The organism is Janthinobacterium sp. FT14W (assembly GCF_009208755.1).
Taxonomy (GTDB): domain Bacteria; phylum Pseudomonadota; class Gammaproteobacteria; order Burkholderiales; family Burkholderiaceae_D; genus Janthinobacterium; species Janthinobacterium violaceinigrum.
Map to the genome: position 1 here is coordinate 12,943 of NZ_WFLL01000030.1, position 11,419 is coordinate 24,361.

At 63.8% G+C, this 11,419-nt stretch carries 8 protein-coding genes; 2 read left to right on the forward strand and 6 right to left on the reverse strand.

The window, feature by feature from the left end; translation table 11 throughout:
- The first annotated feature begins 90 nt into the window (after positions 1-90).
- Positions 91-438 (forward strand): DUF4870 domain-containing protein, encoded by a 348-nt coding sequence (locus tag GCN74_RS19210; RefSeq protein ID WP_152258157.1) that lies wholly within the window; start codon positions 91-93, stop codon positions 436-438.
- A 21-nt stretch (positions 439-459) separates the two neighbouring features.
- On the opposite strand, the gene GCN74_RS19215 is transcribed toward GCN74_RS19210, so the two are convergent.
- Genes GCN74_RS19215 through GCN74_RS19225 form a run of 3 tightly spaced genes read right to left on the reverse strand, consistent with a single transcriptional unit; the run spans position 460 to position 2,099 of the window.
- Positions 460-888 (reverse strand): SMI1/KNR4 family protein, encoded by a 429-nt coding sequence (locus GCN74_RS19215; RefSeq protein WP_152258158.1) that lies wholly within the window; start codon positions 886-888, stop codon positions 460-462.
- A gap of 44 nt (positions 889-932) precedes the next feature.
- Positions 933-1,580, reverse strand: coding sequence for a 3'-5' exonuclease (locus GCN74_RS19220; RefSeq protein WP_152258159.1), 648 nt, complete (start codon positions 1,578-1,580; stop codon positions 933-935).
- A gap of 9 nt (positions 1,581-1,589) precedes the next feature.
- Positions 1,590-2,099, reverse strand: a complete 510-nt coding sequence (locus GCN74_RS19225) for a ProQ/FINO family protein (RefSeq protein WP_152258160.1) — start codon at positions 2,097-2,099, stop codon at positions 1,590-1,592.
- Between the two features lie 561 nt (positions 2,100-2,660).
- Here GCN74_RS19225 and rpoD point away from each other — a divergent pair.
- The gene (gene rpoD / locus GCN74_RS19230; RefSeq protein WP_152258161.1) at positions 2,661-5,207 is read left to right on the forward strand and encodes an RNA polymerase sigma factor RpoD; all 2,547 of its coding nucleotides are present in this window, start codon (positions 2,661-2,663) and stop codon (positions 5,205-5,207) included.
- Between the two features lie 191 nt (positions 5,208-5,398).
- On the opposite strand, the gene GCN74_RS19235 is transcribed toward rpoD, so the two are convergent.
- The 3 genes from GCN74_RS19235 to ppc form a co-directional block, all read right to left on the reverse strand.
- The gene (locus GCN74_RS19235; protein WP_152258162.1) at positions 5,399-6,538 is read right to left on the reverse strand and encodes an HAF repeat-containing protein; all 1,140 of its coding nucleotides are present in this window, start codon (positions 6,536-6,538) and stop codon (positions 5,399-5,401) included.
- Between the two features lie 55 nt (positions 6,539-6,593).
- Positions 6,594-8,387, reverse strand: coding sequence for a PAS domain S-box protein (locus GCN74_RS19240; RefSeq protein WP_193317157.1), 1,794 nt, complete (start codon positions 8,385-8,387; stop codon positions 6,594-6,596).
- Between the two features lie 175 nt (positions 8,388-8,562).
- Positions 8,563-11,403: a phosphoenolpyruvate carboxylase gene (gene ppc, locus GCN74_RS19245; RefSeq protein WP_152258164.1), complete on the reverse strand. Its 2,841-nt coding sequence runs from the start codon at positions 11,401-11,403 to the stop codon at positions 8,563-8,565.
- Positions 11,404-11,419: the final 16 nt, after the last annotated feature.

The following is an 11,419-nucleotide window of genomic DNA, read 5'->3' on the forward strand; positions in this document are numbered from 1 at the left end:
AAAAAAGTCCCTGGTGGCAGCAAGTGTTTCATTCCAAAAAGAAATATTACTGTTATATTGATGTATCTATAACTAATGATGGGAATGATAATGGACAACACGCAGCCGGAAGTGGGTCGTACGCAAGATACGACGATCGCCATCCTGTCCCACGTTGGCGGCCTGTTCACCAGCTGGGTGGCGCCGCTGATCATTTATTTGATCAAGAAAGACGATGCGGATAAATTCTCGGCCGAGAACGCCCGCGAAGCGCTGAATTTCCAGATCACCCTGATCATCTGGTATTTCGCCTGCTTCATCCTGTCGTTCGTGCTGATCGGCCTGTTCCTGTTCTGGGTAGTGGCGCTGGCCAACCTGGTGTGCTCGATCGTCGCGGCCGTCAAGGCCAGCAATGGCGTCACCTACCGCTATCCCTTGACCTTGCGCCTCGTCAAGTAAGGCTGCACGGCCTGCCGGGTGTCAGCCCGGGCGGCCGGGCAGCGCCAGGAATGGGGCAAAGCCGGGCGCCACCGTGGCGGTGGCGCCTGTTTCGTGCGACCACAGCACGACTGCCGTTTCGCCCGCCGCCTCCGTTTGCGCATAGTCAAAACAATAGTAATCGCCCGTGCCGAACCGGGCAAAGGGCAGCAGGCTGCCGGCGTCGTTGCCGGACCCGTCCATATTCTCCAGCCACTGCTGCCAGTCTTCCTGGTAGTGGCGCGTAATCGATTCCCACGTCTTGCGCGCGTTGGCCGCATCGTAGACGGGAAACACGCTCAAGGCGCCCAGCGCGCGGCCATTGTTCACCAATAACCATTGCACGAAGGACGGGGGCAGCTTGCGCCCCAGCGCCTGTTCGGCGGCCGCGATCGCGGCGGGCGTGGTGCCGATCGATGTATTTTTGCTCATGAGAAAATGTGACGGTGCCGGCCAGGCGCGGCGCCTGTGCCGGCTCAGGCAGGCACGGCGGGCGGCGCCGGCGGCGTGCTGGCGCGCGGGGCCTTCTGCGGCGCGACCTTGCCGCCGTCGGCGATCCAGCGGCGGTACACGCGCAGGGCCACTTGCGCATCGTCGGCCGCGTACAGGATCTGCTTTTCCGTCAGGCGCGCGGTGGCCCAGTTGGTGGTGGAGATCTTTTTCGATTTCTGCAGGTGCAGGCCGAAGAATTTGGCCACGGCCGTCTTCGCGCCCAGGTCGTTGCGCTGGCCGCCGCGCAGGGCGACGGACAGGTCGAGCACCTGGGCCGGCGCGATGCCCAGCTTGTTGCGCAGGCGCTTGACGTCGTCGGACAGGCCGAAGCCCACCTTCAGGGTGGTGGTCGATTCGAGGATGGCTTTCAGTTCGGCCAGGGCCGGGGCCGGCGTGCTGCCCACCTGGAACAGGTAGGCGATGTCGTCGGTAGCCAGCTGGATCAGGTGCGGTCCCGTGGAGGACTCGCCCTTGACGAACGTCGGCTTCGATTCCGTATCGAAGCCGATGGCGTCCGCTGCCAGCAGGGCAGCCATGGCCGCCCTGGCGTCGTCACCGGTGCGTACCAGCTTGACGTGGTCGAGTGCGATGCCTTGATACGGGGGCAGTGGCGGTGCGGCAGCGGTGTCCATGAAACCGGATCAGCCTTTGCGCGAGAATTTCGCGGTCAGCTGATTCAGTTTTTCCAGGCGCAAGCGGTTCGCTTCTTCGGCGGCAGCGGCGTCGCGTTCGGCTTTCTTGCGCTCGGCTTCCTTCTTGAAGCGTTGCTGCAGTACTTGCGTGGCGTGGTCGCGGTGCGTTTGCGTCACTTCCGCGCCGGCTTTGCCGTCGAGGTCGTAGCGTACCTTGGCTTTTTCCATCGCGCGCAGGTAGCGCAGCGAACCCGTGTGGATGCCCAGCGCCGTGCGCATCAGCTTGCGGTCCAGGTCCGGCAGGCGCGCCAGGATCTGCTTGTCGATACCGATCGACAAGGGCAGGCAATCGCGGAATGGCGGGAATTGCTCCTGGAATTGCTTGAGCAGCGCGCGCGCGGTCAGGCCGGCAGGCGCCGGCGTGGTCGCTGCGGCCGGTGCCGCCGCTGGGGCTGCATCGACTGGCGTGTCAGGAGTGGTGGCTTGCTGGTCTGGCGTGGAGCTGGTCATCGACATCATTGGTTGGGCTATAAAAGGGGAGCATAGCACGCGCCACAGGCAAGTGCATTGTCTTTTTTGGCAACTTGCACTGCGATAGGCGGGGCCGCACTACAGCGGCCACAGCGCGAAATGCGGGAAATGTGTATAATGTCGGCTTGCGCTGATGACTGGACCCCATGTTTGACGGTCTGGCTCAGGTGTGCAGGGGATAGGAGCAGTGCGGTGCAGGGCCATGATTATTGACATTTTTGATATCAGATATTTTGCTTATCAATTATCCAGATAACTGGCCTTCGTGCATAATCTTGCTCTCCGCTGTGTCTTCACTGAACAACAATAGATTCAAGCCCGTTCTGGTACGGGCTTTTTTTCATTCCGCAATGTACATCGCTTATTTATCTGACCCGGCTTCGGCCCCGCCGCCGCTGGATGCGCGGGCTTTGAACGTCCCGATAGACAGGCGCCGCTGCCGTTAACGGCAGCCGCAACAATACGCTCCATCGAGTCCGGTTTCGCAGGCTTAGGTGGAATCATTCACTTCGCGCCGACACCATCTGGTCTCGCATTAAGAGATATCTCATGAAGAATACGCCAAAAACTTTAACGTTGTCCGCCAAGGCGCCACGCCCAGCAGCGGCACCGCTTGCCGTACCCAAAACGACTTTATCTTACTTCATCGATAATGCGCAAGCGAATCCGGAAGCCACCGTCACGACGGCGCCTACCGTTGTCACCGTCGTCAAGAAAAGCCGTTCGCGCCTGGCTGCCGTGCCGCCCGCCGAAACGGCAGCGGAAGCGCCACTTGCCGCACCCGTGGCCGAGGCTGCCGAGGCCGTCGTAGAAGCGGCGCCCGCCAAGACGCCGAGCGTCAAGGTGGCGCCAAGCGCCAAGGCAGCGCCTGCGCCGCGCAAGGTCAGCGAAAGCGCCGCCACGAATAAAGTGGTGACGGCCGCCCGTTCGAAAGTCGTGCGCGCCAAGCCCGAAGCGGCGCCCGTGACCATCATTACCGGCGCGCAAGTGGTCAGCAAGACCACGGACGCCGATGCCCTGGCCGCCATCGACACCTCGAATTACTTCTTGCCGACCGTCAAGGTGCCGGGCCGCCGCGGCCGCAAGCCCAGCGAATTCACGCCGGAAAACGATGAAGTGGCAGCACTGAACGCCGTCGAGCGCGCCGAACTGAAGGCCGTGTCGAAAGCGCGCGACCGCAAGGCCAAGGGCGGCCTGGCCGACGCGCTGGGCGATCCGGAAGCGTCGGCAGCGGACCTGGAGCGCCGCCGCAAGCAGATCACGGGCTTGATCAACATGGGCAAGGAACGCGGTTTCCTCACCTATGCCGAGATCAATGACCAATTGCCAGAAAACATCATCGATCCGGAAGCCATCGAAGGCATCATCGCCACGTTCAACGACATGGGCATCGCCGTCTACGAACGCGCGCCTGACGCGGAGAGCCTGTTGTTGACCGACAACGTCGCCACCGTCACCAGCGACGATGAAGTGGAAGCGGCTGCCGCCACCGCCCTGTCGACGGTCGATTCCGACTTCGGCCGCACCACCGACCCCGTGCGCATGTACATGCGTGAGATGGGCGCCGTGGCGCTGCTGACGCGCGAAGGCGAGATCGAGATCGCCAAGCGCATCGAAGGCGGCCTGAAGGACATGATCCAGGCGATTTCCGCCTGCCCCACCACCATCGGCGAAATCGTTGCGCTGTCGCAAAAAATCGCGCGCGACGAAGTCAAGGTCGATGAAGTGGTCGACGGCTTTGTCGATTTGAACGAAAGCAATGCTCCGGCGCCTGCCGCCGCCGCGCCTGTCGCCGCCAGCGGCGACGACGAGGAAGAGGAAGAGGAAGCCGAGGAAGAAGACGGCGACGCCAATGGCGGCGCGGCCGGGTTCTCCAGCGAGCAATTGGCGCAGCTGAAAAAAAATGCGTTGGAGAAATTCAACGTCATTTCCACGCAGTACGACAAGATGCGCAAGGCGCCCGAGGGTTACAACTCGAAAGCCTACGTCAAGGCGCAGGAAGCCATTTCGCAGGAATTGCTGGGCATCCGCTTCACGGCCAAGGTCGTGGAAAAGCTGTGCGACACCCTGCGCGGCCAGATGGAAGAAGTGCGCCACATCGAGCGCGCCGTGCTGGAACTGTGCGTGAACAAATGCGGCATGCCGCGCGCCCACTTCATCAAGGTGTTCCCGGGCAATGAATGCGACCTGGAATGGGTCGACCGCGAAGTCGATTGCAAGTACCCGTACAGCGCCATCCTCAGCCGCAACGTGCCTGCCGTCAAGGAATTGCAAAAGAAGATGATCGACCTGCAAGCGCGCGTGGCCCTGCCGCTGGCCGACTTGCGCAAGATCAACAAGCAGATGGCTGCCGGCGAAAAGCGCGCCCGTCACGCGAAACGCGAAATGACGGTCGCCAACTTGCGCCTGGTGATCTCGATCGCCAAGAAATACATCAACCGCGGCTTGCAATTCCTCGACCTGATCCAGGAAGGCAATATCGGCTTGCTGAAGGCCGTCGATAAATTCGAATACCGCCGCGGCTACAAGTTCTCGACCTACGCCACCTGGTGGATCCGCCAGGCCATCACGCGTTCGATCGCCGACATGGCCCGCACCATCCGCGTGCCCGTGCACATGATCGAAACGATCAACAAGATGAACCGCATCTCGCGCCAGATCATGCAGGAAACGGGCAGCGAGCCGGACCTGGCGACCCTGGCCGTCAAGATGGAAATGCCGGAGAACAAGGTGCGCGAAATCATGAAGATCGCCAAAGAGCCGATTTCCATGGAAACGCCGATGGGCGAAGATGGCGATTCGCAACTGGGCGACTTCATCGAGGACAACACCACCCTGGCGCCGCTGGACGCCGCGCTGCACGCCTCGATGCGCAACGTGATCAAGGAAGTGCTCGATTCCCTGACGCCGCGCGAAGCGAAAGTGCTGCGCATGCGTTATGGCGTGGAAATGTCGAACGACCACACCCTGGAAGAAGTGGGCAAGCAGTTCGACGTGACGCGCGAGCGCATCCGCCAGATCGAAGCGAAAGCCATGAGCAAGCTGCGCCAGCCTTCGCGTTCGGACAAATTGAAGACTTTCCTGACGCAGAACTAGAGACACCTGTCAGTACCTACTGCGCGTCGTGACTTGCGGCCTGCGATGCTCACTGTACTAAAGTACAGTTCCGCGTCTCGGCCACAATTCACTTCCGCTCGCGACGGTTCTGTCAGGCCTCGTGGCCGTTGTTGAGTATATTTAGAAGGAGGCGCGAGCCTCCTTTTTTTACGCCCGTGCCGCGCGCAGCCTTACAGGAAATGCATGCGCTGGCCCGCCAGGCCGGCGCGGTGGCGGCGCTGCAGCTTGTACAGCAGCACGCCGCTGGCGGAGATGAGGAAGGTGATGACCAGCCAGTCCAGCGGGTTGCTGCGGTGCGGCGCGGGAGCCGCCTGCGACGGCACGGCGAAAGCCTGGAACTTGTGTCCCGTGTAGATGGCGCCCACCACCAGGCCCGCATCCGTGATCTTGTTGGTCAGGTACAGGCCGTCGTCGCGGCGGCGCACCGTCATCACGCCTTCCTTGTAGACAAAGGTCATCGGCTCATAGCCGTTGATGTTGACGCTGCCGACCACGTGCCCGGCCGCGTTGACGGCCGTGGCGTAGCTGTCGCCCTGGCCGATCATGGCGCCCAGGTCGAGCATGCGCTTGCCGTCCCAGGCAAACGCGTGCCAGCGGCGTTTTTCCGTTTCCGATGCGCCCACGATCAGGCCAGCGTCATTGACGGCGGTGGCCGAGCTGATGCGTCCGCCGGGCAGGGTGCCGATTTCCTGCATGCCCGTGCCGGGGCGGTAGACGAAGGCGCGGCGGAAGCCGTCGCTGCGCTGCGCCGTGCCCACTACCACACCATGCGTGTTCAGGCCGCTGGCATAGCTGCTGGCGCCGCCCAGGGTGCCCAGGTCCTGCAGGCTGTGATCGGCTTTCGTGACGAAGGCGTGGAAGTCGCCGCTGTTCGTGTCGGCATAGCCGGCGATCGTGCCGTCGCGCGTGATGGCCGTGGCATAGCTGCTGGTGCCGCCCAGGGTGCCCAGGTCGCGCATGCCGCCCGCTTCCTCAAAGCGGAAGGCATGCCAGGCGCCGCTGGCCGTCTGCGCCGAACCCACCACCACGCCATGGGTATTGATGGCCTTGGTGAAACCTTCATTGCCGCCCAGGGTGCCCAGCTCGCGGATGCGGCCATGCTGATACGTCACGGCGCGGCGCCGCCCTTCCTCCTCCAGGATGACGCCGGCCGCCAGGCCAGCGGGATTCAGGTCGGATGCGATGCTGCCATTGCCATCCCTTTCACCAAAGCCGCGTTCGGCATAGATGGCGGCGCTGGCGCCGGGAACGGCGGCCAGCAGGAGCAGGCTGAGCAATGGGGGGCGGAAGCAGGAGAGCCGTGGCAGCATGTTAGTTTCCTCAAAGAAAAAACCTACTATACTTTTTTATGTTGAAAAAACATACTTAATTTGCTACTGTTTTTGCTAATTTTCGTATTTCATCATGATCGGCCGGGGCGGCGGCCTGCTGCGGCAGATAGATGGCCAGCGCCGTGCCCCGGCCCGCCTGGCTGTCGATGCGCAGCTCGCCGCCCAGTGCGTGGACTCTTTCGCGTATGCTTTTCAGGCCGAAGGCGGTCCGCTTGCCATGGTCGCCCGGCTGCATGCCGATGCCGTTGTCGCTGATGCGCAGCACGATGGCGTCCGCATCCTGCGCCAGCGCCACTTCCACTTCGCTGGCCTGGGCGTGGCGCACGATGTTCGACAGCGATTCCTGCAGGACGCGGAAGATGGCCGATGTCTGGCGCTGGTCCAGGCCCAGGTCGGGCGCCTCGCTATCGAGCGTGAGGCGGTAGCGGATGGGGCCGCGGTTCTCCATCTGGCGTATCAGCCATTCGGCCGCCGGGCCCAGCCCCAGTTCCAGGGTGCTCGGGTGCAAGTCGTTGATGATGGTGCGCACGGAACGGATGGTGGTGTCGATGGTGTCGAGCACGCGCTGCGCGTGGCGGTGCAGGCGCGGGTGGGTGCTGGCCGTGCGCGCATGCAGCAGCGACACGTCGATGCGCAGCACCATCAGGTTCTGCCCCAGGTCATCGTGGATGTCGAGGGCGATGCGGCGCCTTTCCTCTTCCTTGATGGTTTGCTGGTGGTCGGTCAGTTCGCGCAGCTGGGCCAGGGTGCGCTCCAGGTTTTCCTCGTTGCGCTTGCTGTCGGTGATGTCGATGGCCATGGCGATGATCATCTGCGGCTGGCCGTCGGCGTCGAACACGGGTTTCTTGTGCGTCTGCAGCAGGCGATTTTCCTGCAGCTGCGCATTCCATACCAGTTCTTCGCGGATCACCACCTGGCGGCTGGCAAACGCTTCCTGGTCTGCCGCCTGGAAGCCCCTGGTCTGTTCGTCGGGAAAGTGCTGGACGTCGCGCCCTTCGGCGATGTCTTGCTGGCGGACGCCCCATTGCTGTTCGCAGGCCTGGTTCATCAGCACGACGCGCGAATCGGCATCCTTGAGGAACAGCGACAGGGGCATCATGGAAATGATGTCCTGCAGCCGTTCTTCGCTGTGCGCCAGCGCCGCTTCCGTTTGCGCGCGCATGGCGATTTCCGCGGACAGCTGGATATTTACGTCGAGCAACTGCGCCGTGCGCAGGGCCACGCGGTTTTCCAGCTCCGTGTGGGCCAGGCTCAATGCGTGTTCGGCCCGCTTGTGTTCGGTGATGTCGCTGATCAGCACGAGCGCGCCCGTCAGGCGTCCCTGGCGGTCGTACAGGCGCCGCCCGCTGAGCATGGCCCAGCGTTGCGTGCCGTCGCTGTGCTGGAACTGCAGTTCTCCCATGCAGCTTTGCTCGGCCGCGCGGCGTAGCGGACACAGGCGCTGCAAGGTGGCTTCGTCGTGGAATTCGTTCACCGAGTGGCCCAGCAAATCTTCGGGCCGGAGGCCCAGCATGTCGCACAGGCGCTGGTTGATATGCAAGATCGTGCCTTGCGCATCCGTTTGCCACATGCCGTCCTGCGCCGTCTCGGCCAGGTCGCGGTAGCGCATGGCGCTGGCGTCGAGCTGCAGGCGCGTGCTGGCCAGGTGGGTGCGCAGCTTGTGCATCAGCCACAGGGCCGTGCTGCCGGCGGCCAGCAGCAGCAGGGCCAGCCCGGCGTGCTCCCAGAAACCGAGCTCCGACCAGGCCACGCCCGCCAGCCAGCCCAGCATGATCAGGACGAGGGCGGCGCATGCCGCGCTCAGCGTTTCAATTGACCATTTGCTCATCCGCGTCCCTGGCGTCATGGTTGGCCGCTGCGGTGCGCAGGGGGCCGGAGTGGGAAAGTATCCGACGCTAGTGTAATACCAGATGTTGTTTTCTTGAGAATATTTTTCCAACAGGAAAGCAAAAAGGCCGGCCCCTGCGGTGCCGGCCCCTGCCTGCCGATGGCCGCCGGCGCGATCAGCCCGTGTTGCGCAGGCCCGCTGCCACGCCGTTGATCGACAGCTGGATGCCGCGGTGCACGCGTTCGTCGATCCGGCTTTCCGCCGACAGGGCGCGGTTGCGCTTGATCAATTCCACCTGCAAGTGGTTCAGCGGGTCGAGATAGGCAAAGCGGTTCTGGATCGAGCGGGCCAGCAGCGGATTGCCCGCCAGGCGCTCCGTATTGCCGGTGATCAGTTCCAGGCAGCGCAAGGTGTTGCCGTGTTCGTCAGTGATGCGCTTGTAGATGCGTTCGCGCAAGCCCTGGTCCGCCACCAGTTCCGCGTAGCGCGAGGCAATGGCCAGGTCCGTCTTGGCCAGCACCATGTCCATGTTCGACAGCAGGGTGGCAAAGAACGGCCAGCGCGCGTACATGGCGCGCAGGGTGGCGATCTTTTCATCTTTCGCGGCGCCTTCCGCCTGGTTGATCCAGGCCCCGATGGCGCTGCCGAAGCCGAACCAGCCCGGCAGCAGCAAACGGCACTGGCCCCAGGAAAAGCCCCAGGGAATGGCGCGCAAGTCTTCGATGCGCTGGTTGGCCTTGCGCGAAGCGGGGCGCGAACCGAGGTTCAGCTCGGCGATTTCCGCGATCGGCGTGGCCGAGAAGAAATACTCCGTAAAGCCCGGCGTTTCGTACACGAGGTGGCGGTAAGCGTGGTAGGCCAGGTCCGACAGCTGCGCCATCACGGCTTCGAACTGCGCCAGCTCGCCTGCATGGGCCGGGCTGGCCGCCTGCGGCGCCAGGCTCGCTTCCAGGGTGGCGGCCACCAGCAATTCCAGGTTGCGCCGGCCGATTTCCGCGTTGGAAAACTTCGAGGCGATGATCTCGCCCTGTTCCGTCAGGCGGATCTGGCCGTTGACGGTGCCCGGCGGCTGGGCCAGGATGGCTTCGTAGCTGGGGCCGCCGCCGCGGCCCACGGTGCCGCCGCGGCCATGGAACAGGCGCAGCTTGACGCCCGCCTTCCGGAAGTCGGCCACCAGCGCCAGTTCCGCCTTGTACAGTTCCCAGTTCGACGTGAGGAAGCCGCCATCCTTGTTCGAATCGGAATAGCCGAGCATGACTTCCTGCAGCTGCCCCTGCTTGGCGATCAATTGCCGGACCAGCGGCAAGGCCATGAGCCGGCTCATGATGCCGGCCGCGCGCTGCAGGTCGGGTATCGTTTCGAACAGGGGGATGACCATCAGCTCGCAGCGGCTGTCGCCAGTCTGCCAGTCCGTGCGCAGCAAGCCCGTTTCCTTTTGCAGCAGCAGCACTTCCAGCAGGTCGGACACGGTTTCCGTGTGCGAAATGATGTAGTTGCGGATGGCCCGCGCGCCGTAGCGCTGGCGGATGTCGCGCGCCGCGCGCAGGATGGCCAGTTCGGAATCCGTTTCCGTGGCGTAGCTGATGTAGGGCGAGTACAGCAAGCGGGGCTGGGCCAGTTCGCTCAGCAGCAGCGCTTCCTTGTCCGCCTCGGACAGGGCCGTGTAGTCGGCGGCCACGCCGCTTTTGGCGAACAGCTCGGCCAGCACGCGTTCGTGCACGTCGGAGGTCTGGCGCATGTCCAGCGAGGCCAGGTGAAAGCCGAAGATGTCGGCCGCGCGCGCCAGGGTGGCCAGGCGGGGGCGCGCGAGGGCGGCGCCGTGGTGCGACTCGAGCGAGGCGACGATGGTGCGCAGGTCGGCCAGGAACGCGTCCGCGTCCGGATAGGCGGCCGCCGCGCCCACTTCCTTGCGCAGGATGTTGGTGGCGCCCAGGGCGCGCGCGGTGGCGGCCAGGCGCGCATAGATGCCGATCAGGGCGCGGCGGTACGGTTCGTCGCTGCGGTGGGGCGAGGCGTCCGGCGACTGGTCGGCCAGCGCCTGCAGTTCGGCGCTCACGCCCACCATCAGGGTCGAGACGGACAGTTCCGCGCCCAGGGTGTGCACTTCGTCGAGATAAAAGTCGAGGATGGTGGTGGCGTGGCGCGCCAGCGCATGCTGCATGGTGCCCGCGTTGACGTTGGGATTGCCGTCGCGGTCGCCGCCGATCCAGCTGCCCATCTGCACGTAGGCGGCGTTGATGGGTTCGATGGTGCCGTCGCCGTTCGGGTATTCGGCGGCGATGTCGTCCTCGATATCGTCATACAGGCCCGGCAGTTCGCGCAAGAAGGTGATGCGGTAGTAGGACAGGGCGTTTTCGATCTCGTCGGCCACCGTCAGCTTCGAATAGCGCAGCATGCGCGTCTGCCACAGGGTGGCCACGCGCGAGCGCAGCAGCTGCATATTGGCTTGCCGTTCCTTCGGCGTCTGCGGCAGGTCGCGCTCGGCCAGCAGGCGGGCGATGTCGTGTTCGGCGTCGAGGATGCTCTTGCGCTGCACTTCCGTCGGGTGGGCCGTCAGCACGGGGGCGATCAGCGCGTCCTGGAAGAAGGTGTCGACCGTCTTGCGGGGCACGCCGGCCAGGCGCAGGTTTCTCAGCGCAAAGCTGACGCTGCCCTTTTGCGCGGGGGAGCCCGCCAGCAGGTGGGCTCGGCGGCGGCGGATGTGGTGCTGGTCTTCCGCGATGTTGGCCAGGTGCGAAAAGTAGGAAAAGGCGCGCACGACGGAAATCGTCTGTTCGCGGCTCAGTTCCTTGAGCATGGCGTCGAGTTCCAGCGCGGCGCCCGCGTCCGCTTCGCGGCGGAAGCGCACGGAGGTCTGGCGTATGGTTTCCACCACATTGAAGACGGCGTCGCCTTCCTGTTCGCGCAGCACGTCGCCCAGCAGGCGGCCCAGCAGGCGGATGTCTTCTTTCAGCGGCGCGTCCTTGTCGGAGCCGGCCGCTGGAACTATTTCTGGTGCTACTGCGTCATTGAGCATGATAAAGAACCAAAGT